The following is a 23,567-nucleotide window of genomic DNA, read 5'->3' as shown; positions in this document are numbered from 1 at the left end:
TATGCAACAAGCAACCGATTTGACCAAGTCCAAGCCGAAGCTCACATCGGTACCACCGAGCGCACCGAATCCGATTCGTAAGAAAGAGCGGATGAAGCAGAACTTGATCGGCTGGGCGTTCGTCGCTCCGACCGTCCTGTTCGTCATCGCTTTCATCTATTACGGAATCTTCTACAACGCCTATCACTCACTCTTTTCATGGGACGGAATCTCGTTTGAGAAAGTGTATATCGGTTTTGAAAACTTCGGCCGGATGTTCAAAGACCCAGAATTTTATAATGCGCTCAAAAACACGGGGATCTTCACTGTCTTGACGGTCACGATTCAGGCGGGTCTCGGGCTCGTATTGGCCTATTTGCTTCACACGAAAGGCATGGGGCGGACGTTCTTCAAATCGGTGTTCTTCTTCCCGGTCGTCTTGAGCCCGGTCGTCCTCGGGGCGGCGTTCACGCAAATTTTTGACTTCCAGTTCGGATATATCAACGAATTCCTTCGCATGATTGGTCTTGGTGCGTTTGAACAGAACTGGCTCGGCGACCAAGACGTTGCGCTCTACGCTATCATTCTGATTAACATCTTCCAATGGACAGGCTCGTCCATGATCATGTATTACATGGCGATGCTCGCAATCGAACGGGAAGTGTTCGAGGCGGCTAATATCGACGGGGCAGGATTTTGGCGTACGCTTTGGAGTGTCGTCTTCCCGAACTTGAAAGGGACGACGTTCACACTGACGATCCTCGGGGTCATCGGTGGTCTAAAGACGTTCGACATCGTCTGGATCTCGACACAAGGAGGACCAGGTAACTCGACCGAGGTCATCTCGACATACCTGTTCCGTAAATCGATGTTGCATCAAGAGGTCGGCTATGCCAGCGCTGTCGCCGTCATCTTGCTTGCGATTGCACTCGGCATCACGTACTTCCAGATGCGTGTACAGAAGAAAATGGACTAAGGGGGAGAACAGATGGAACTGCAAACAAAGAAAGGAAGATGGTTCACCAATATCGGTCTGTCACTCATGGCAATCCTCTGGTTGTTCCCGATCTTCGTCATGTTCAAGGAAAGCTTACGTGTCAATGGCTTCAACAACTACATCGCGACGCTACAAAATCCGAACTTCCCACAATTCGTCTTTAACAGCTTCATCGTCGCCTTCTTCATGATCTTGATTTCCATCTCATTTCTTGCATTTGCGGCGTTCGGTTTCTCGAAGCTCCAGTTCGCCGGGAAGCGCCTTTTATTTAATCTCGTTCTGGCGGGATTGATGTTACCGGTCGCCTCGCTCATCGTGCCACTCTTCTTCACGTTGCGCACACTTGACGGGCTCAATAGCTATTGGGGATTGATTGGTGCCGAAATCGCCTTCTTCCTTCCGTTCGGACTCATGCTCATCAAGAGTTACTTCGACGAGCTGCCAAACGAATTGATGGAAGCAGCGCATATCGACGGGGCGTCGACGTTTCAAATCTTCTATAAAGTCATGATGCCACTCGCCAAGCCGGCACTCGCAACAGCGACGATTTACGCGTTTCTCAACTCATGGAACGAATACTTGATGGTACTTACGTTCATGACAGACCCGGCCAAACAGACAGTAACGATGGCACCGACCTTCTTCACGGAAGCGCTCGGCGGAGACCCTGGTAAATTATACGCCTCGCTCGTCTTGATCAGCTTGCCGACGATGGTGTTTTATATCTTTTTCCAACGCTTCTTACAAAAAGGCATGACTTCAGGAGCGGTCAAATAATCGATTGAGGTGAACAGCATGTATTTAGGAGTAGATTACTATCCAGAACAGACTGATCGTGCACTTTGGGACGAGGATGTCCGCTTGATGAAAGAACTCGGTGTCAACGTCATCCGGATGGCGGAATTTGTCTGGACGATGATGGAACCGTCCGACGGTGAGTTTGACTTCTCATTTTGGGATGAGGTCGTCGAAACCTTCGGCGAACACTTTGACATCGTGCTCGGCACGCCTACGGCGACACCGCCCGCGTGGCTTATCGAAAAACATCCGGACATCCTTCCGGTGACGAAAGACGGGGTGCGTATCAGCTTCGGAGCTCGTCGTCACTATACCGTCAACAGCCCTGTCTACCGCGAATACTGTGAACGAATCACCCGCAAGATGGCGGAGCGGTATGGTCGTCATCCACGTGTCATCGGTTGGCAGACGGACAACGAGTATGGACATGAACAGTCGGACCGTTCGTACGGTGATGTCGACCAAGAGGCGTTCCAGGAATGGCTGAAAGAACGCTACGAGACGCTCGACGCGCTCAACGCGGCTTGGGGGACCGTCTTCTGGAGCCATACATATACGGCATGGACACAGATTCCGGTCCCTCGCACCGTGTTCCAAGAACACAATCCGTCGCTTCTCGTCGATTTTGACCGCTTCTGCTCGGACGCATATCGCTCGTTTAACAAGCTCCAGGTCGACACGCTCCGCCCGCTCATCCATGAGGATGCGTTCATCACGCATAACCTCGTATATAGCGACATGGCAATCAACCAGCAGCAGATGGCACAAGATCTCGACTATGTCTCTTTCGACAACTATCCGGTATGGGGCGGGTTGCCAGAACCAAACCGTTTCGAGAAGACGGCGCACGATCATGATTTGTGCCGTTCTTCGAAACAAGGCAAAGGATTCTGGGTGATGGAACAGTTGAGCGGGGCCCAAGGATGGAGCCGCATCGGCTACTTACCACGACCTGGTCATATCCGTCTCTGGACACATCAGGCTGTCGCGCGTGGGGCCGAGGCGATTGTCTACTTCCGATTCCGTGCCGCGGATTTTGGGACGGAAGAGTTCTGTCACGGCATCATTGACCATGACGGGAAACCGAAACGGAAGTTCGAAGAAGTGAAGCACGTCATGTCGGAGCTTCACGCGCATGGCGACATGATCAACGCGGCTGCGTACAAGTCAGACGTTGCTGTCTATTTTGATCAGGAGAACTTATGGGCGTGGACGCACCAACCACACTCCGACGCATTTAACTTCAAGCAAGAGTTTGTCCGCTTCTACGGTGCAGCTGTCCGTCAAGGTGTCAACACGGATATCGTCTTCCCAGGGGACGCGCTCGATTCGTATAAACTCGTTGTCGTCCCGCTCTATTTCCTCGGAAATGATGTGTTTGACGAGACGCTCATCGACTATATCGAAAAGGGTGGGCACGTCATCTTCACCTACCGTACAGGCGTGAAAGACCCGATTAACCGTTGCCACAACTTGACGCTACCAGGTAAGTTTGCCGAATACGCGGGTATCGAGATTGATGAGTACGAGAGTTTGCAGACCGTCCAATCGAACGAAGTCCGACTCGGTGACCAAGTTTCTGAGGCGAACATTTGGTGTGACTTGATTACACCGAAAGGCGCCGACGTATTGGCAACATATGAAAAGGCCTTCTATAAAGGGACTGCGGCAATCACACGGCACACGTATAAAGGAGACGTGACATACATCGGTTCATCGGTCGACGACGAGATGCTCGATGCAGTTTATCATCAGGCGCTCACACGCGCTGGGATCGACGCGACCCGACTTCCAGACGATGTCGAGAAGGTCGACCGTCAAGGAGACGGGCAGGTGATCCGCTTCTACCTGAACCATTCGACCGAGGTTAAATCAACGGTTGACCTCGATGGCACGTGGCAGACGCTTGACGGGAAAACGGTAACAGGCAAGCTCGAACTTAAACCGCTCGATGTTGTCCTATTGAAACAGGAGGTGAAGGCATGATTGTTCGTCACGACAATCGGTTCGCCCTCATCGGAACGAATCTCACGTACGTGTTTGATGTCGATTCACGAGGTCGTCTCATCCATCAGTATCTCGGCGGACGCCTGCATGAATTAGACATCATAGAACTACCAGACGCGCGCGTTCTGCACTCGTCGTTCGAGACACCAGAAGGGGTGGCCGCTTACGAGTTCACCTCGTTCGGCGACCTTGTCTATACGGAACCGACGTTGAAGAGTCATACGACGACAGAACGATTGCACGCTTTCTCACTCGGTGATGCACGTATCGATGGAGAGACACTCGAGCTCGATTTGATCGATTCAATTCAATCACTTCAAGTGACGCTCCAGTTCACGCTTCATCCGGTTTACGACATCATCTCACGCAAGATGACCATCACGGCAGGAGAAACGGTCACGCTCGAGAGCGCGCAGTCTTTCAGCCTCGGACTCATTGAGCGCGAGATGCGACTCAGTCATTTCAGCGGGGCGTGGACGAGCGAGTTCCAGCTCCAGCAAGGGACGCTCCTCCCAGGCAAGAAAACAATCGAGAGTCGTCGCGGATTGACGAGCCATCAAAGTAATCCGTGGTTCGCGCTCGACAGTGACGCGACGGAGACAGACGGGGAGGTCGTCTTTGGATTCCTCGGTTACTCCGGCAACTGGGCGATTCATTTTGAAAAAGACGAGTTTGGCTTTACACAGGTGACGGGCGGGATCAATCCGTTCGACTTCGCGAAGACGCTTCAAGTGGGTGAGTCGTTCACGACGCCACCGGCCTATATCGGCTATACGCAACGCGGGTTCGGTGGTATGAGTCAGAACGCCCATGACTTTGAGCGCGACGTCATCATGCCGGAAGCGACACGTGACGTGTTACGCCCGGTCCTTTACAACTCCTGGGAGGCGACCTATTTCGATGTCAGCGAGGATGGACAAAAACGTCTCGTCGATGAGGCGGCCGCGATTGGCTGTGAGTTATTCGTCGTCGATGATGGTTGGTTCGGTGAGCGTCACTCGGACGCGGCCGGACTCGGGGATTGGCACGTCAACACGACGAAGTTCCCGAACGGGCTCGACCCGCTCGTCCGCTACGTCGAGGAGAAAGGCCTCCAGTTCGGGCTATGGGTCGAACCGGAGATGGTCAATCCGGATTCAGATTTGTATCGGGCTCATCCGGAATGGATTTACTATACGGACGGACGCCCGTCGACGACGTCGCGGAACCAGTTCGTCTTGAACCTTGCACTGCCTGAAGTGGAGGCGCACGTGACGGCGTGGCTCGATGAATTGCTCGGACGACACGCGATTCGTTACATCAAGTGGGACATGAACCGCGCCTTCTCAGAACCGGACAGTCCGCGCATGGAAGATGCGAAGGAACTATGGCTCCGTCATGCGGAAGCCGTGTATCGCATCCTCGACACGTTGCGGGAGAAACATCCGAATGTCGCGTTCGAGTCCTGCGCAGGTGGTGGTGGACGAATCGATCTCGGTGTGCTCTCACGCGTCGAGCAGGTCTGGACGAGCGACAACACGGACGCGTTCGACCGCCTCGCGATTCAAGAAGGTTTCTCATACGCCTACAACGCCAAGATGATGAGCTGCTGGGTGACGGACTCACCGAACTGGTTGAACAATCGTTCGTTGCCGCTCGCGTATCGGTTCGTCAGTGCGATGCAAGGCACGCTCGGTATCGGTGGCAACCTACTAGAATGGACACCAGATGAGCTTTCAGAAGCGAAAGAATGGATTGCGACGTACAAGACGATCCGTCCGATTGTGCAGCACGGGACGAGCCATCGCCTCGCTTCACTCAAACGGGACGGCTTCCATGCCGTCGGCTATACGAACGGCGAAGACTATATCGTCCTCCTCAACGCCGACCGTCGTCAGTACGGGAAAAATCGTTTGCGTGTGAAGCTACGCGGGCTCGATCCTGAACGGACGTACGAACTAGAAGGACGCCGCGTGAGCGGACGCTATTTGATGGAACAAGGCATAAACCTCACACAACAAACAGACTATGACGCGTATTGCCTGGTCATCCACCCGGCATGAGCGATGGAAGGGATGAAGCCGCATGCTTTCATTTAACATGGAACAGCTGAAACAACAATTCGAGGAGGTGTTTGCCACCTCAGCAGACCGGTCGTTCTTCGCACCGGGACGCATCAATTTGATTGGCGAGCATACCGACTATAACGGAGGACACGTCTTCCCATGTGCAATCACGTTCGGAACATACGGACTCGTGAAAAAGCGCGAAGACGACCTGATTCGTGTCTATTCGCTCAATTTTGAAGAGGTTGGTATCGTCACGTTCCCGGTGACGGACGAGACGTACGAGGCGAGCCACGACTGGGCGAACTACGTGAAAGGGGTCGTCACGCTTCTCAGGAAAGACGGACACGACCTCAACGGGTTCGACTTCTTCCTTGCGGGCAACATCCCAAATGGGGCGGGTCTCTCGTCATCAGCCTCCCTCGAACTCGTAACGGCATACATGTTAAATGAAGTGTACGGTCTCGGTCTCGAACGGCTTGACCTCGTCCGACTCGGACAACGGGTCGAGAATACGTTCATTGGTGTCAATAGCGGTATCATGGACCAGTTCGCTATTGGAATGGGCAAAGCGGGGCAGGCGATGCTCCTCGATTGCGAGACGCTCCATCATGACTATGCACCGATTGTCCTCGACGGGTACGACATCGTCATCATGAACACAAACAAACGTCGGGAACTCGCCGACTCGAAATATAACGAACGTCGGCGCGAATGCGACACTGCACTCGGCTTGATTCAACCGAAATGTGAAGTCAATTCTCTCGGACAATTGTCGATGGAAACGTTTGAACAAGTCGCGCTCGACTTGCCAGAGACACTTCGTAAACGGGCGCGTCATGCTGTTTCTGAGAACGAGCGGACAATACTCGCCTACACTGCTCTACAGGAAGGACGACTCGAGACGTTCGGTCAGTTGATGAATGCGTCGCATGCATCGCTCCGGGATGATTACGAAGTGACCGGCATCGAGCTAGACACGCTCGTTTCAGCCGCGCAAGGGTGTGACGGCGTCATCGGTGCTCGCATGACGGGGGCCGGATTCGGTGGTTGTGCCATCGCCATCGTCCGTCAAGACAAGACGGGATCGATGATTCAGGAAACGTCGGATCGATATGTGTCGACAATCGGTCACGCACCGACGTGTTACGTCGCCTCGGTCGGGGACGGGGTACGAGAACTCGTAGAGGAGGAAGTGAAATGAGTATACTCGTTGTTGGCGGTGCCGGCTATATCGGTTCGCACGCCGTTCGTACATTGTTGAAAGAAGGGGAAAACGTCGTCATTCTCGATAACCTTCAGACAGGACATGTTGAATCGATTCCACAGGATGTCCGTTTTTATAAGGGCGACCTGCGTGATCGAACGTTCTTGAAAGATGTTTTCATAAAGGAATCAATCACAGACGTCCTTCATTTCGCAGCGAACTCCCTCGTTGGCGAATCAATGACGGACCCGCTCGCCTACTATGACAACAACGTCTTCGGGACGCAAATTCTCCTCGAGACAATGCGCGATGCGTCAGTGAAACGGATTGTCTTCTCCTCGACGGCCGCGACTTATGGTGACCAGACCATGATGCCGATTGACGAGACGGCGCTTACGAATCCGACGAACACATACGGGGCGACAAAGCTCGCGATGGAGTCGATGATTCGCTGGTGTGACCAGGCACATGGTATCCGCTCGGTCGCACTCCGTTACTTTAACGTCGCTGGCGCGATTGCGACCGGTGAAATCGGCGAAGACCATGACCCGGAGACGCATCTCGTCCCAATCGTTCTGCAAGTGGCGAACGGACAGCGTGACGCGATTACCGTGTTTGGTGATGACTATGCGACGGAAGATGGGACATGTATCCGTGATTATATCCACGTCCAAGACCTCGTCGATGCGCATATGTTAGCGCTCCGTTATTTACGAGAAGACGGTGCGAGCGACGTTTTCAACCTCGGGACAGCGAACGGGCTATCAGTGCTCGAAATTATCGAGGCGGCACGTCGCGTGACGGGACATGACATTCCGGTCTTACTTGGTGAACGCCGCGCCGGGGACCCGGCTAAATTGATTGCCTCGTCTGACAAGGCAAGACGTATCCTCGGATGGACACCGACCCGTTCCGACGTCGAGACGATTTTGACGGACGCTTGGAACTGGCATGTGACACATCCATTCGGCTATCAGGTGAAAGAGGTGAGACGATGATCGATGTGATGATTGAGGCACTCGTCGACGCGGCGATTCGTGAAGAGCTGATTGACGAGCAGGACCGTATCTATTCACGGAACCGCGTGCTCGCAAAACTGAATAAGCTCGACTTTGAAGTCCCACGTTTTGTGTCAGAGCTGTCAATCCCCGAGTTGCTCGAACAAGTGGTCGAGTATGCAGTGGGGGCGGACATTATCGAGCCGATCCTTGAAGAGAAGGACCGCTTCATGGCGGAAATCATGGATATCTTCGTATCCAAGCCATCGGAAGTGACACGTCATTTCAATGAGCTCCTTGAGACAGATGTGACAGCGGCGACTGACTATTTCTATCGGATGAGTCAGGCGTCAAATTATATCCAGACACGTCGTATCGCGAACAATATCACGTATCAGGCACCGACTCGCTATGGCACGCTCGATATCACCATCAACTTGTCGAAACCGGAGAAGGACCCGCGTGAGATTGCACTCGCTCGAATGCAACCGACCTCGACATCGAACTATCCAAAAGGATTACTCGCGATTGAGAACGAAGGATACAGCGGTCACTTGAAACACCCAGCGCGTGCGAATCATCGCATCATCCCGCTCACGCTCGGTGGACAGCCATGGTCGTTCCAGTATTCACCGTACCTCTATTACAATGAGCACTCAATTTTACTGTCGAACGAGGTGCGTGACATGGTCATCGACCGAGGAGCTTTCGAGCGTCTGCTCGACTTCATCACGCAGTTCCCACACTACTTCGCCGGGTCGAATGCAGACTTGCCGATTGTTGGAGGCTCGATTTTGACGCATGACCATTACCAGGCCGGCCGCTACCGGTTCGCGATGGACGATGCGCGAGTCGTCTCGACATATCGTTCTGAACGCTATGATCAAGTCGATATCGAGACGCTGTACTGGCCGCTCTCGGTCGTCCGTCTCCGCTCCAATCAAAAAGAGCAGCTTGTCATGTTGGCGAACCAGTTGCTCGGATATTGGCGCGATTATGAGGACACCGTTAGTGAAGTCATTCCGTATACAGAAGGTGTCCCACACAATACGGTGACGCCAATTGCAAGACGCCGAAACGGACGTTACGAGCTCGATCTCGTCTTGCGAAACAACCGAACGAGCAAGGCGCATCCGGACGGTATTTTCCACCCGCACGCTGATGTGCATCATATCAAGCGTGAGAATATCGGCTTGATTGAAGTAATGGGGCTCGCCGTCTTGCCAGCGCGCCTGAAGACAGAACTTGAGCAAGTTGTTCACTATGTGGCCGGCGAGGACGTTGATGTCAAAGTGATGCATCAAGAGTGGGCCGATGAGTTACGGAAGAAGTCGGGCGACCCGAAAACGATTGTCGATCAAGCGGTCGTCGATAAATTTGTGAAAGGTCTTGAGGATGCTGGTGTCTTTAAACAGACGAACGCTGGGCAGGAACGATTTGATACGTTCATCCGGTCACTCCTTAGCCATGTCGATAAAGTGGAGTACGGAACACCAAGGTCGGGAATGAGAGAGAAAACGAACTAAAGGTGGTAGTACGAGTGAAACAAGCGACGATTCAAAACACCAACGGCATGAGACTATCCGCCATCGATTATGGTTGTGCGATGACGGAACTGACGGCCCCGGACCGGGAAGGAAACCTAGACTCGGTCATCTTGAAATACGGGGACGTCTCACAATACTTAGAAAATCCGGTCTATCTCGGGTCAATCGTAGGGCGGATTGCCGGACGGATTCGTGACGCAGAGATTGAGGGTGTCGCCTTGACCCCAAGCGAGGCGCCCCATCATATTCACGGAGGCGAGAAAGGCATCACGTCCCGTTATTGGGAGATGGATGCGGACGAACAGTGTATCCAGTTCACATATCTCAGCCCGGACGGGGAAGAAGGGTATCCCGGCAACGTCTTCTTTAAAGTGTTGTACGAACTGACGGATGACAATGAACTGATTGTCACGATGACGGCGGAAACAGACCAACTGACGTGGGTCAACCTGAACCATCACAACTATTTCAATCTTGGCGGACGCCCAACCATCCACGATCATGAGCTGATGCTACCAGCCGATTCGGTCGGGGTGCTCGACGCGGATTCACTGCCGACAGGAGAGTTGCGTGATGTGAGCGGGACGCCGTTCGACTTCCGAGACGGAAAAGCGGTCCGAGAGGCGCTCGTGTCAGGAGACGAGGCGATTGAACGGGCGAGCGGTCTTGATCATCCTTTTATCTTGAAGGATGAACCGATTCGATTGCACGACCCGATGAGCGGACGGACGATGACGGTCGAGACGAATCAACCGGTCATGGTCGTCTACACAGGGAATTTCTTGAGTGAAGAGACACCGGTGACGCTCGACGGTCGACAGAAACATAGCGCAATTTGTCTCGAAGCCCAGGCGTTCCCAGATGCCCCAAACCATCCAGACATCGCAACCTCAATCGAACTGAAACCGGGTGAGTTGTATCACTCGCGGACGGTGTATCGGTTTGGGGTGGAATGAATTCATCACTACCATTCAAAAAGGAGGCAACCGATTTAAGTCGGTTGCCTCCTTTTCAATCAAGATTTAGTAGTTTGAACAGGAGTACTGACGTCCGCTCCGTTCGTCGCAATCACTTGCTTATACCAATCGAAGCTCTTTTTCTTCGAACGTGTGAGCGTCCCGTTGCCTTCATTGTCTTTATCGACATAGATGAAGCCGTAGCGTTTCTTCATCTCACCGGTCGACGCACTCACCAAGTCAATCGGACCCCAGCTTGTGTAGCCGATGATCTCGACACCGTCCTTGATGGCCTCGTGCATCTGTTCGATATGTTTCGCCATATAGTCGATGCGATAATCGTCTTCGACATATCCGGTCGCATCCGGTGTATCGACGGCACCGAGTCCGTTCTCGACGACGAATAGCGGCTTTTGATAGCGGTCATACAGTTGGTTCGCCGTGATCCGGAAACCGGTCGGGTCAATCGTCCAGCCCCATTCCGATTTCTCGAGGAACGGATTCTCAAGTGAACTGAAAATGTTTCCTTCGGTCGACTGGTTTATCTCTGGATCCGTACTCGTCGTCCGACTTGCATAATAGCTGAAGCCGATGTAGTCGACCGTATGCTTTTTCAACAGTTCGAGGTCTCCTTCTTCTATCTGAAGCGTAATACCTTGCTCCTCGAGATATCGTTTGGCATATCCCGGGTACTCTCCACGTGATTGGACGTCGATGAAGAAGAACGATTCACGGTCTTTGTCCATTGCATCTAACACATCATTCGGGTTACACGAATAGGCATACGTTTGACCAGCAGCAAGCATACAACCCACCTGTAGATCAGGATTGATTTCGTGAGCTGCTTTGACGGCTTTCGCACTCGCGACGAGTTGATGATGGGCCGCCTGATACTTCACTTGTTGCTTGTCTTCTCCGTCCTCGAACACGATGCCCGCTCCAATGAATGGGAGGTGGAGTAGCATATTGATCTCGTTGAACGTCATCCAATATTTCACTTTACCGTTGTAGCGGGTGAAGAGGGTCTTCGCATATGTCTCGAAGAAGTCGACGACTCGTCGATTGCGCCAGCTTCCATATTTTTTGATCAAGCTGACGGGTACATCGAAGTGAGCGATTGTCACGACCGGTTCAATCCCATGTTTTAATAGTTCATCGAAGACATCATCATAAAACTGCAAGCCTTCCTCGTTTGGCTCAACGTCATCTCCGTTCGGGAAGATTCGTGACCATGCGATCGAGAGACGAAGCGCCTTGAATCCCATCTCAGCGAATAAAGCGATGTCGTCTTTGTAGTGATGGTAAAAATCAATCGCTTCATGCGAAGGATAAAACTCTCCGGGCATAGGTTCTAATGATGGCAATTCTCCAAACATGACATCGAAGCGTTTTTTACCCGTCGGCAACAAGTCGACGGTAGTTAAACCTTTTCCCCCTTCTGCATAAGCGCCTTCTGCTTGGTTGGCGGCAATGGCGCCACCCCATAAAAATCCTTTTGGAAAACTCATCGTATCCATCCTTTCTATATTAGTGGGAGGAAAAATCCTCCCACTTGATTCATTAGATGATGAAAATCGGATCGCCCGTCTGGACATGTGAGGCGTAGTTTGGTGAGAGTGCTTTTCGGTTCGTGACAATCACAGGTGTCGTCAACGCACGACCTGATTGCTTGATCGCGTCGATATCGAATTCGATCAGCAGTTGTCCTTTTTCGACAAATTCACCTTGTGTGACGTGTGCTTTGAAATGCTTCCCTTCTAGTTGAACGGTATCCATACCGATATGGATCAGGATTTCAGCCCCTGATTCCGTTGTGATCCCGATGGCATGATGTGTCGGGAAGAGGGCAGACACGGTACCGGAAACCGGGGCGATCAGTTTCCCTTCCGTCGGTTCGATGGCAACACCTTGACCGAGTGAACCAGATGAGAAGGCGACATCCGAGATATCTTTCAAACGGACGACAGTTCCTTGAAGCGGGCTAACGACTTGTTCCTGACTGACAGTTGTCGCAGATACTTCTTTGGCGACCGGTGTAACTTCTGATTGTGGTGTCGCGGTTGCTGCTTGATTGACACCGCCAAAGAGGTAAGTCAAGACGAACCCGACGATGAAAGCAACGGCCGTTCCGATGAGTGAACCATAAAAACCAGTTGTGATGCCTTCAGGCGAGATGGTGGACGGATAGCCGAAGACACCGAGCCCCCCGATGATATAAGTTTGTGTACCCATGACACCCATGATTCCACCACCGACAGCACCACCGATACAGCTCATGATGAACGGTTTTTTGAGGGGGAGCGTCACCCCATAAATAGCGGGCTCGGTCACACCGAAGATACCTGAAATGAAGGACGGAATTGTGAGCGTTTTAATCTTTTGATTTTTAATTTTGAAGAAGACTGCGAGCACGGCACCGATTTGTGCGAACGATGCTGCAAACACAAGTGCGAGAATCGGGTCAGCCCCGAGTGACGTCAAGTTGTTGATGGCGACCGGGACAAGCCCCCAATGAAGACCGAAGATGACGAACACTTGCCAAAATCCACCGAGGAATAGGCCGGCGACGAGCGGGCTCAAGTTATATACAGCGACCGTGGCGCTACCAAGAAGCATCCCTGCCCAAGTCGCGATTGGTCCAATCAAGATGAATGTGAGTGGAACGACAATCAACAAAGTGAGTAGTGGAACGATGAACATTTTGATGACGTCTGGAATGACAGTCTTCAAGAACTTCTCAAGTTTTGCTGCAAAGAATGCCGCGATAATAATTGGAATGACGGAAGTCGAGTACGTCATCAAGATGACAGGAACACCGAGGAACGTGATATGAATCGGTGACTCGAACATGGTTCCGGCAAAGACCGTATAGAGAGGGTCTCCAGCCGTCAGCGTCGATAAGGTCGGATAGACGAGTGACGCCCCGATGGCCATCCCGATAAACGGACTTCCTCCGAATTTCTTAATGGCCGTATAGCCGAGGAAAATCGGGAAGAAGTAGAACAGCGAATCCCCGATGGCATTCAACAATTGATACGTACCTGACGTATTGTCGAGCCAACCGAGTGCGACGAACAGGGCGTTGAATCCTTTGATCATCCCGGTCGCTGCTAAGACGCCGAGCACAGGAGTGAAGATGCTAGAGATGATATCGATAAAACGGCTGAACAACGATCCTTTTGGAGCGTTCTCTTCTTCAATTGGAGACTGTTGTTGGAATCCGCCGACCTCGACGACGGCTTTATACACTTCTGGTACATGATTCCCGATGACTACTTGGTATTGACCACCGCTCTTCATGACCGTGACGACCCCATCCATGTTTTTGATGGTTTCGGTATCTGCTTTTTGTTCATCCTTTAATTTGAAACGCAAACGGGTGATACAGTGGACGACGCTATTGACGTTCTCTTTCCCGCCAACATGTTGAATAATATCGCGTGCGAGCTGTTCATATTTCATGTCCGTTCCCTTCCTTTTCCCATAATTTTGGTTTGCGTCAAATAAAAAACCTGACCCGTGTCAAACGAAGAACGTGAAATCACGTCATTCATCCGACTCGAGTCAGGTTATGCCCACTAAAGGTAACATTCCTGCGCAGGATACCGTTCAGTTGTTATTTGATAATTGAAATGTAGCATGCAGCAATTCAAAATGTCAACGCTTACATTTTACTTTTTTTGTTTTTCGACTCTCCCTACAACGTAAAAGAAGAAAGCGGAACGGCATCATGACATGATGTTGCGAAAAAATGATAAATCCTTCTTTTCAATTATCAAGATGAAGGGGGTAAGAAGGTACTACAGTTAACCTGCGCCTGATTTCGGTCATTTAATCTGTCTGTAGGGAGGAAACCAACATGAAGGAACAAACGACGATCGTGGGCGATCTCGTGGAAGTTCTCAAGAAAAGTAAGAAATGGATGTTCGTGAGTATGGTTCTCGTCGGACTCTTAGCTTACTATTTGAGCACTTCATTCATCCAGCCGAAATATGAGGCGTCCACACAAGTGCTACTCGTTACACAACAAGAAGACAACCGCGTAGACAGTTCGGAAGTGTTATCCTCGCTCTCACTCGTCAATACGTATCGCGTCATCATGAAGAGCCCGGCTGTTCTTGAGAAAGTCAAAGAACAGGTGCCGAGCGCACCAGACCCGCTCTCGGATGCACTCACCGTAGAAAGTGAAGAGGAATCGCAAGTCATCAATGTGTTCGTCACCGCGAACGACCCGGTCGTGGCAGCGGAAACGGCCAATGTGATCAGTGAAGTGTTCGTTTCTGAAATTCCGGATCTGATGAACATCGACAACGTTCGAATTTTATCTCCAGCCGAAATTCCGGAAGCGCCTGTCTCACCGAACGTACTGCTCAACACGGCAATCGGTCTTTTCGCCGGATTCTTGTTAGGTGGATTCATCGGTCTATTACGCCACGTCTTTGATAAACGCATCCGGAATGAGCAAGAAGCGGAACGGTTGCTGGATTTGCCAGTCATCGGATCGATTCCGACAATCGAACGCCGGGATTTGAAAACGAAAAATGTGAAAGAAGCGACACCCCAAGTGAAAGGAGACGTTTCGCATGTTCGGTCGAAAAAAGAACGCCAATCGTCTTGATTATAAAAAACGGGATCTCGTCACGTTGGCGAATCCGAAGTCACCGATTTCTGAACAATATCGGACAATTCGGACCAATCTGGAGTTCACGTCCGTCGGCCATAAGTTACAGATGATCACGATCACTTCCGCTTCGTCCGGGGAAGGGAAGTCGACCACGGCGGCAAACCTAGGGGTCGTCTATGCGCAACTCGGAAAAAATGTCGTCATCATCGATTGTGATATGCGCAAACCGACGGCACACCAAACGTTTCAGATGTCAGCACATGCGGGATTGTCTACCGTATTGGCCGGTCGCGTCACGCTCGAACATGCGCTCCAAAAAACGGATATTCCGCGTCTGACCTTGCTGGCGGCCGGTCCGATTCCACCGAATCCGACCGAACTGATCGCCTCGTCACGCATGACGGACCTCCTGAGTGATTTGCGTGAACAGTTTGATATCGTGATTGTCGACACACCTCCGATGATGCACGTCGCCGATGCTCGACTGTTGGCCAACGTATCCGATGGGACGATTCTCGTGATCGGTTGCGAGAACTCAGATCGTCAGCTCGTCCTGAAGGCGAAAGAACAACTTGAACGGACCGGGTCACAACTTCTCGGCCTCGTCCTCAACAAACGTTCTTCTCGTGATAACAACACCTACTACGCATACGAGTGAGGTCTCGGACATGAATATTCTACACATCAATGCCATCAACGAAGTGAAAAGCACCGGTCGGATGTGTAAAGAGCTCGCATCCGTTCATGCCTCTTACGGACACAACGTCCGAATCGCCCATGCGACCGGACCGGTGACCGAGACGAGTGTGGTAGTCGGACAGGCGTGGGAAACGAAGCGACATGCGCTCCACGCCCGCGTGACGGGGCGCCAAGGGTACACGTCTAAACGGTCGACCGCTGACTTGATTGCCTTCATGGACAGCTTTCGGCCGGACGTGGTTCATCTTCATAATCTTCACGCCAATTACCTTCATCTTCAGACGTTGTTTGAGTATTTGGCGAAGCAGGACATCGCCACCGTCATGACGCTTCACGACTGCTGGCTATTCACCGGGAAATGTACCCACTATACGGCGGTCGGATGTACGCGCTGGAAGGATGGATGTGGACAATGCCCGCTCTTAAAAGAAGACATCCCGAGCTGGTTTTTAGACCGGACCGGCGAGATGTTGGCGGACAAGCGCCAATGGTACGACGCCATTCCACGCTTGGCAGTAGTGGGAGTGTCGGATTGGATCACGATGGAAGCCCACTTCTCGATTCTGCAACACGCCTCCATCATTCGTCGCATCTACAACTGGGTCGATTTGGAGACGTTCACACCGAAAGAGGTAGCCCCACTTCGGGCACGCCTCGGGTTGACGGGACAACACATTCTTCTCGGTGTGGCGAGCCATTGGACGGAGGCGAAAGGATTGTCTGCCTTCATGGAGTTGGCCACGGCCAGACCGTCCGACCAAATCGTCTTAGTCGGACAGATGCCTGAACAACATGACCTGCCGGCGAATGTGCTTCACGTTCAGGAGACACATGACCCGAGCGAATTGGCTTCTTACTATGCCGCGGCAGACGTCTTGTTGAACCTGTCAGAGGAAGAATCATTTGGAAACGTGACGGCAGAGGCACTCGCCTGTGGCACGCCAGTTCTCGTCCTCAATTCCACGGCCAGTCCGGAACTTGTGACAGAACGGACCGGTGTCGTCGTCGCCACGCGATCGGTCGAAGATGTAATGGACGGACTCGATCGTCTCCATCACGCCTCGATCTCACGAATCGCTTGTGCGAACGAAGCGCGTCAACGGTTCGACTTATTCGACCGGGCGGAGGACTACCTGCACGTGTATGAGGAGCTGCAAACCGAGAAAGTGAGGAACGCTTTATGACACCACTCGTATCCATCATCATCCCCGTCTATAACGGGAGCGATTATTTACGGACATGTATCGACAGCGCCTTAGCCCAGACGCATCCTTCGATTGAAGTGATCGTCGTCAACGACGGCTCGACTGATGACGGGAAAACGGCGGCGATTGCGACAAGTTACGGCAAGAAAATTCGCTACGTGGAAAAGGAAAATGGGGGCGTCTCGAGTGCGTTGAATCGTGGGATTGAAGAAATGAACGGAGACTATTTCTCCTGGCTCAGTCACGATGACGTGTACGAACCGACAAAGATCGAACGACAGCTCGCCGCATTGCACGAGCAACATCTCCCGATGAACCAGACAATCGTCGTCACAGGGACGGCGTTCATTGACGAAAATGGGGAGGCAATCCGACGGGTGCAACGGAAAGTGAGCGGATTCTATTCGAGTCAGGACATGTTCCGTCACTTGCTGTTGTCCTCGACTTTGAACGGATGCGCGCTCTTGATTCCGCGACGAGCGTTCGAACATCGGCGTTTTTCGTTAGAGGACCGCTTCATTCAAGACTGGATCTGCTGGGTCGAGTTGGCGCTCGATGGGTTCGACTTTTACGTGATGCGTGAGCCGCTCGTCTATTCACGGATTCACGGCGAGCAACAGACGAAAAAAATCGCATATCGAGCCACGATGGAATCGAATCGCTATCTGAAGCGGCTACTCCAGGACGTCGAGGTGCGTGATAACGGAGAGGAATTGACCGCCATCATTCTGAAGCACACGTTTAAAGAAAATGCGGCGGACGTACGGGAACAGTACTTAACGACACATGATGTGAATCGTTACTTTGGACCGCTGGAATATCGGTGGCTTCGCTGGAACGGTATCCTGTTTTCAAACCTGCTGTCTCTATATCGAGGGATGACCAATCTGATTTATCGTTAGAAAGGAGGGGTTGAGATGACGATCTATTTAGTCAATATGGCGCTGTTGGTCGGTTGGGGACTGTTGTTGATCCGTCACGAGATTCCGAGTCGCCGTGCTTGGTTCGTATCTTTCGCCACGATTCAATGGATCGTCTTGTCAGGCTTCCGAGACGTCACCGTCGGGGCAGATACCGCGCAGTACAAGGCACTCTTCCTTCAGTCGCAAACGTTACCGCTCGGTGCGTTCACCGACCGCTTCTTTGAAATCGTCTTCACTGAGAGCGAGGACCCGGGTTTCTACCTGTTCCAACGTCTCATCCAGTATGTGATTACGGACTATCAAGTGTATCTCGTGCTCATCGCGATGATTTTCATGATCCCACTCGGCTATTTCATCTACAAATACTCGAGCGAACCGCTCATCAGTTTCCTGCTCTTTTCGGTCCTCTTCTACGAATTCTTCGCCGTCACCGGCTTACGCCAAACGGTGGCGACCGCGCTCGTCGTGCTCGTCGGATACCATTTCGTGCGGGCGCGGAAGTTGGGCTGGTTCCTTCTGCTCGTATGCATCGCCATGACGATTCATAAATCCTCGCTCATCTTCGTCCCGTTCTACTTTTTAGCGAACAAGCAACTGACCAAAGCGTATTTGATGACCATGTTCGGGGTCGTCATCGGATTGTTCGTCTTCCGGAATTCGTTCTTCGATCTGCTCGTTCAAGTGTCTGGCTATGAAACCTACAGCGCCATGGAAGGGGCCGGGGCGGTCAACTTCAGTCTGATGTTGCTCTCTGTTCTCTTCATGGCACTATGGCGAAAAGATCAAATTTTAGCGAACAATCCATCCGCCATCCATTTCTTCAATGCGTTGTTACTCGCCGCCTGTCTCTTGCCGTTGACATTCTTAAACCCGTCCATGATGCGGCTCGTCCAATACTTTTCACTCTTCCTATTGTTGATGATTCCAGAGATTGTCGGCACGTTCGAGCGGCGGGAACGACTCGTCGTCTATTACTCGGCAGTTATGTTGCTCGGTCTCTTGTTTATTCGCGAAGCGCCGGTGTATTCGTTCTTTTGGTAAAACGAGGAGGTGAAGCATATGTCGACACGCATGACGCTAGACGAGGCAGCCAGTAACCGCAAAATCAAGATTGGAGCGGTCATGTCCTACACACAGATCTTTTTCGGCATCTTATCCGGTCTCATCTATACGCCGTGGATGATTCATGAAATCGGGCAGGCGAGTTACGGGTTGTATATGCTGACCATCTCTCTCATCAGTATGTTCGCGATGGACTTCGGGCTCGATGCGGCCGTCTCACGATTCATGAGCAAGTATATGGCGGAGGGGGACCACGAGCGGGCAGGACGATTTTTAGGCATCGCCTATAAACTGTTCATCGCCATCTCACTCGTCCTCTTCCTCATCCTCACCGTCGTCTACTTCTTCTTGGACTCGATTTACTCGAGTTTGACAGCGACCGAACTCGAACAGTTGAAAGTGCTCTATGTCATCGCGGGACTGTTCATCGTCGTCTCGTTCCCGACGAAGCCATTCTCTGGCATTCTCGTATCCCATGAACAATTCCTCTTCTCGAGTGCCCTGCATCTCGCTGAGAAGGTCGGGACGGTCGCTTTGATGGTCACCGCGCTTCTTCTCGGCTATGGGTTGTATGCCCTTGTCATCGTTAATGCGCTGGTCGGCACAATCGTCTTACTCGTTGAATACGTCTTCATTCGGCGCAAGACTCTCGTCCGCGCCAACTTTCAGAATCGAGAGAAAGGAATATATCGGGACATCTTTAGTTTCACATCCTGGAGCACGATCACGCTCGTTGCCCAACGCTTCGTGTTGAACATCACCCCGAGCCTACTAGGGATTCTAGCAGGCAGTGCGTCGATTGCCCTCTTTTCCGTCGGGATGGTCATCGAAGGATACGTCTGGACCATTGCGGCTTCACTCGGCTATTTGTTCCTTCCGAAGGTCAGTCGGATGTTGTCCCGAAACGATCGTGAGGCCATCGGGTACCTCTTCGTCCGCATCGGTCGAATTCAACTGTATATCGTCGGACTCATTCTCGCTTCGTTCTTCATCCTCGGTCGAGAGTTCATGCACCTATGGGTCGGACCAGACTTCACCGACTCCTACGTGATCGCGCTTCTCTTGATTGCACCGAGTGTGATCACGTTGACGCAAGACATCGGCAACACGACACTCATTGCCGAAAACAAGGTGAAGTATCGGGCGTTCGCAGCCCTTATCGTGGCCGCCATCAGTATGACGCTCTCGCCACTGTTGATTCCACACTTTGGTCCGATTGGTGCGGCCATCGCCATTTGCATCGGCAACATCGTCGGTCTCGTCTTCTATATGAACGTGATTTATCATCGGGTCCTCGGTCTCGACATTCTTGGCTTTTTCCGCAAATGCCATCTGAAACTCTTGCCCGGTATTCTCCTGTACACGCTCATCGGCTGGGGAATCCAGTTCTTCTTCCCGTCCTCGAACTGGTTCGGCTTCGGCTTGAAGGGAATCGTGCTCATCAGCATATACGCCATCATCATGTGGGGACTCGCATTTGATGAAACGGAGAAAGCCATGTTCCGCCAAGTGTTCGCTCAATTGAAACTACGCATCCTATCCATTCACCACACATCCTAGGAGGGAACAAGATGAAACGACTCAAGGTCATGACGATTGTTGGTACTAGACCCGAAATCATTCGATTGTCCGCCGTGATGGCACGTCTCGAAGCCTCCGAGGCAATCGATCATGTGCTCGTTCATACGGGACAAAACTATGATTATGAATTGAATCAGATTTTCTTTGAAGACTTTGGCCTGCGGACACCGGATTATGTGTTAGACGCCTCGGCGGATGGTCCGATGGCGACGATCGGCAATATCCTCATCGCCATCGATCCCGTGCTCGCATCCGAGCGTCCGGACGCGGTCTTGCTACTCGGGGACACGAACAGCTGTCTCGCAGCCATCGCCGCAAAACGTCATCACATTCCCATCTTCCATATGGAGGCAGGGAATCGCTGTTTTGATGAACGGGTCCCGGAGGAGACGAATCGTCGCATCGTCGACCATATCGCCGACATCAATCTGACCTATAGTGACATCGCACGCGAGTATCTGCTTCGTGAAGGGTTACCGGCGGACCGCATCATCAAGACGGGGAGCCCGATGTACGAGGTGCTCCATCGTCAACGGGAGAAGATCGAGCGGTCAGACGTGCTCGAACGGCTCGACTTGGAGCGAGATGCCTATTTCGTCGTATCGGCCCATCGCGATGAAAACATCAGTGATGACGAGAACTTTTTCGATCTCGTCGACACGCTCAATGCGGTCGCGACCACGTACCAGCTCCCCCTCATCGTCAGCACCCATCCCCGGACGGCAAAACGCATTCGTGAGAGTGGGGTGCGTCTCCATCCAAACATTCGTACCCTCAAGCCGCTCGGCTTCAGTGACTACGTCCACCTGCAACTCCATGCGAAGGCCGTGTTGTCGGACAGCGGTACGATCAGTGAAGAAAGCTCGATTCTTGGAATCAAAGGATTGAATATCCGACAAGCGCATGAGCGTCCGGAGGCGATGGAGGAAGGGGCAGCGATGATGGTCGGATTGAAGCGGGAACGGGTGCTTCAGGCGCTTCGAATCTTAGAAGAAACGGAAGGTCCGATGCGACTCGTGAACGATTACGCCATGCCGAACGTCTCCGATAAAGTGCTCCGCATCTTGTTGTCCTACACGGACTATGTGATGCGAGAGGTGTGGAAGCAGCATCCGGTGTCGACCGAGAAGAAAGAGGTGTGAGCCATGGACTATATGACGTTCAAACGAGTTTTTGACGGGACGCTCAGCGGAGTCGCGCTCCTTCTTCTCGCACCGTTTCTGCTCCTCATCGCCCTCTTGATCAAAATCGATTCGAGGGGTCCCGTCTTTTTCAAACAGGAGCGCATCGGGTTACGGGAGACACGTTTTTGGATGTATAAGTTCCGGACGATGCATCAAGACACCCCGAACGATGTCCCGACACATCTGTTTAACGACTCCACGAAACACATCACGCGCGTCGGGGCGTTTCTTCGCAAGACGAGTCTCGATGAATTGCCACAGCTCGTAAACATTTTAAAAGGCGAGATGGCCATCGTCGGACCGAGACCCGCACTGTGGAACCAAGACGACTTGGTCGAGGCCCGTCGACAGGTAGGCGCGACAGAAGCGCTGCCGGGGCTGACCGGATGGGCACAAGTGAAGGGGCGCGATGAGCTTCCGATTGAGATGAAGGCGAAACTCGACGGGGAATACGTTCGCCAGATGAGCTTATGGTTCGATCTGCGCTGTATCGCCTTGACCGTCAGGAACGTTTTGCTCCGGGAAGGAATCGTGGAAGGGGCGCCCCCACCCAGCCCGACGTCTGAAGAAAAGAAGATGATGCATGTTGCGAAAAAATGATAACGGTTTCCATTAAGTTACCAATTTAAGTGAGACCAACCGGGTAAATGATGACATACCGCTCTTCCTACATCTGAGACTAGACAGCTACGAAAGGAGCCTTCTTATGTTTTCCAATAAAACATTGCTCATCACGGGTGGGACGGGATCGTTCGGCAATGCCGTGATGGAGCGATTCCTCGATACGAACATCAAAGAGATTCGCATCTTTTCACGGGATGAGAAGAAACAAGAAGACATTCGCAATCGCTATCATCATGACAAGTTAAAATTCTACATTGGCGATGTACGGGACCCGAACAGTGTCAAAAATGCCATGTATGGGGTCGATTACGTTTTCCATGCAGCGGCACTAAAACAAGTTCCCTCGTGTGAGTTTTTCCCAATCGAAGCGGTGAAGACGAATATTCTCGGTACGGAAAATGTCTTGAATGCCGCCATCGAAGCGGGTGTGGAGAAGGTCATCTGTCTTTCGACGGATAAGGCGGCCTACCCAATCAATGCGATGGGAATCTCCAAAGCGATGATGGAAAAAGTTTTCGTCGCCAAGGCCCGTGCGGTCGGACCAGACCGGACGCTCATCTGCGGGACCCGTTACGGGAACGTGATGGCCTCGCGTGGGTCGGTCATCCCATTATTCGTGGAGCAAATCAAAAAAGGGGAGCCGCTCACCGTGACCGATCCGCTCATGACGCGTTTCTTGATGAGCTTGGCCGATGCGGTCGAACTCGTCGTCTTCGCATTCCATCATGCGCATGCCGGTGACATCATGGTCCAAAAATCACCTGCCTCGACAATCGGTGTGCTCGCGGAAGCCGTGAAACAACTGTTCGGGGTCGATCTCCCCATCAAAGTCATCGGGACCCGCCACGGTGAGAAAGCGTTCGAGACGTTGATGACCCGGGAAGAGAAAGTCGTCTCCGAGGACATGGGTGGATTCTTCCGCGTCCCGGCCGACAATCGTGACTTGAACTACGAGAAGTACTTCAGTGAAGGCAGCCAGGAGTTGACTGCTCAAGGCGAGTACAACTCGAACAATACGAGACAGCTCGATGTGGAGGAAGTGAAGGAACTCTTGTTGACGTTACCTTACATCCAGGAAGAACTCGCGAAATGGACGATTCCCGCTTCCGCGAAACGAATCGGGTGAGTGTG

General features: G+C 52.2%; 19 protein-coding genes. 17 read left to right on the top strand and 2 right to left on the bottom strand.

Features of this window, described 5'->3' with window-relative positions:
• Position 1: 1 nt before the first annotated feature.
• From KNO78_RS08675 to KNO78_RS08640, 8 genes are read left to right on the top strand one after another with little or no spacing between them, the layout of a single operon-like run.
• Positions 2-955: a carbohydrate ABC transporter permease gene (locus tag KNO78_RS08675; RefSeq protein ID WP_214690482.1), complete on the top strand. Its 954-nt coding sequence runs from the start codon at positions 2-4 to the stop codon at positions 953-955.
• Positions 956-967: 12 nt separating this feature from the next.
• Positions 968-1,753 carry a carbohydrate ABC transporter permease gene (locus tag KNO78_RS08670; RefSeq protein ID WP_074035881.1) on the top strand — a complete coding sequence of 262 codons (786 nt, stop codon included), beginning with the start codon at positions 968-970 and terminating at the stop codon, positions 1,751-1,753.
• A gap of 18 nt (positions 1,754-1,771) precedes the next feature.
• Positions 1,772-3,760, top strand: coding sequence for a beta-galactosidase (locus KNO78_RS08665; protein ID WP_214690483.1), 1,989 nt, complete (start codon positions 1,772-1,774; stop codon positions 3,758-3,760).
• Positions 3,757-5,823 carry an alpha-galactosidase gene (locus KNO78_RS08660; protein WP_214690484.1) on the top strand — a complete coding sequence of 689 codons (2,067 nt, stop codon included), beginning with the start codon at positions 3,757-3,759 and terminating at the stop codon, positions 5,821-5,823. Before KNO78_RS08665 ends, KNO78_RS08660 begins: the two co-directional genes overlap by 4 nt.
• Before the next feature lie 22 nt (positions 5,824-5,845).
• Positions 5,846-7,030, top strand: a complete 1,185-nt coding sequence (locus KNO78_RS08655; RefSeq protein WP_208606702.1) for a galactokinase — start codon at positions 5,846-5,848, stop codon at positions 7,028-7,030.
• Positions 7,027-8,031, top strand: a complete 1,005-nt coding sequence (galE, locus tag KNO78_RS08650; protein WP_074035883.1) for a UDP-glucose 4-epimerase GalE — start codon at positions 7,027-7,029, stop codon at positions 8,029-8,031. The genes KNO78_RS08655 and galE overlap by 4 nt, the downstream gene beginning before the upstream one ends.
• Positions 8,028-9,557 (top strand): UDP-glucose--hexose-1-phosphate uridylyltransferase, encoded by a 1,530-nt coding sequence (locus KNO78_RS08645; protein ID WP_214690485.1) that lies wholly within the window; start codon positions 8,028-8,030, stop codon positions 9,555-9,557. Before galE ends, KNO78_RS08645 begins: the two co-directional genes overlap by 4 nt.
• A 14-nt stretch (positions 9,558-9,571) precedes the next feature.
• Positions 9,572-10,534 (top strand): aldose epimerase family protein, encoded by a 963-nt coding sequence (locus KNO78_RS08640; protein ID WP_214690486.1) that lies wholly within the window; start codon positions 9,572-9,574, stop codon positions 10,532-10,534.
• A 59-nt stretch (positions 10,535-10,593) separates the two neighbouring features.
• On the opposite strand, the gene KNO78_RS08635 is transcribed toward KNO78_RS08640, so the two are convergent.
• Positions 10,594-12,051 (bottom strand): 6-phospho-beta-glucosidase, encoded by a 1,458-nt coding sequence (locus KNO78_RS08635; RefSeq protein WP_285800625.1) that lies wholly within the window; start codon positions 12,049-12,051, stop codon positions 10,594-10,596.
• Positions 12,052-12,094: 43 nt separating this feature from the next.
• Entirely contained in the window at positions 12,095-13,996 is a 1,902-nt protein-coding gene (locus KNO78_RS08630; RefSeq protein ID WP_214690488.1) for a beta-glucoside-specific PTS transporter subunit IIABC, read from the bottom strand.
• 397 nt (positions 13,997-14,393) lie between these two features.
• On the opposite strand from KNO78_RS08630, the gene KNO78_RS08625 reads away from it, so the two are divergent.
• From KNO78_RS08625 to KNO78_RS08585, 9 genes are all read left to right on the top strand, one after another.
• Entirely contained in the window at positions 14,394-15,152 is a 759-nt protein-coding gene (locus KNO78_RS08625) for a YveK family protein (protein ID WP_214690489.1), read from the top strand.
• A complete protein-coding gene (locus KNO78_RS08620) occupies positions 15,118-15,816 on the top strand; it encodes a CpsD/CapB family tyrosine-protein kinase (protein WP_074035895.1) in 699 nt (232 codons plus the stop codon). Before KNO78_RS08625 ends, KNO78_RS08620 begins: the two co-directional genes overlap by 35 nt.
• Before the next feature lie 10 nt (positions 15,817-15,826).
• The gene (locus tag KNO78_RS08615; RefSeq protein WP_214690490.1) at positions 15,827-17,041 is read left to right on the top strand and encodes a glycosyltransferase; all 1,215 of its coding nucleotides are present in this window, start codon (positions 15,827-15,829) and stop codon (positions 17,039-17,041) included.
• On the top strand, positions 17,038-17,964 hold the full coding sequence (locus tag KNO78_RS08610; RefSeq protein WP_214690491.1) for a glycosyltransferase family 2 protein: 927 nt from the start codon (positions 17,038-17,040) through the stop codon (positions 17,962-17,964). The genes KNO78_RS08615 and KNO78_RS08610 overlap by 4 nt, the downstream gene beginning before the upstream one ends.
• 15 nt (positions 17,965-17,979) lie before the next feature.
• On the top strand, positions 17,980-19,026 hold the full coding sequence (locus tag KNO78_RS08605; RefSeq protein ID WP_214690492.1) for an EpsG family protein: 1,047 nt from the start codon (positions 17,980-17,982) through the stop codon (positions 19,024-19,026).
• Positions 19,027-19,044: 18 nt separating this feature from the next.
• The gene (locus KNO78_RS08600) at positions 19,045-20,607 is read left to right on the top strand and encodes an oligosaccharide flippase family protein (protein WP_214690493.1); all 1,563 of its coding nucleotides are present in this window, start codon (positions 19,045-19,047) and stop codon (positions 20,605-20,607) included.
• A gap of 11 nt (positions 20,608-20,618) precedes the next feature.
• Positions 20,619-21,770 carry a non-hydrolyzing UDP-N-acetylglucosamine 2-epimerase gene (wecB, locus tag KNO78_RS08595; protein ID WP_214690494.1) on the top strand — a complete coding sequence of 384 codons (1,152 nt, stop codon included), beginning with the start codon at positions 20,619-20,621 and terminating at the stop codon, positions 21,768-21,770.
• 3 nt (positions 21,771-21,773) lie between these two features.
• Positions 21,774-22,412: a sugar transferase gene (locus tag KNO78_RS08590; RefSeq protein ID WP_214690495.1), complete on the top strand. Its 639-nt coding sequence runs from the start codon at positions 21,774-21,776 to the stop codon at positions 22,410-22,412.
• A 106-nt stretch (positions 22,413-22,518) separates the two neighbouring features.
• Complete coding sequence (locus KNO78_RS08585; protein WP_159562892.1) at positions 22,519-23,562, top strand: polysaccharide biosynthesis protein; 1,044 nt, start codon at positions 22,519-22,521, stop codon at positions 23,560-23,562.
• Positions 23,563-23,567: the final 5 nt, after the last annotated feature.

It is taken from the genome of Exiguobacterium sp. s132, assembly GCF_018617235.1.
GTDB classification, from domain to species: Bacteria; Bacillota; Bacilli; order Exiguobacteriales; family Exiguobacteriaceae; genus Exiguobacterium; species Exiguobacterium profundum.
This window is presented reverse-complemented; position numbering and strand designations above follow the sequence as displayed.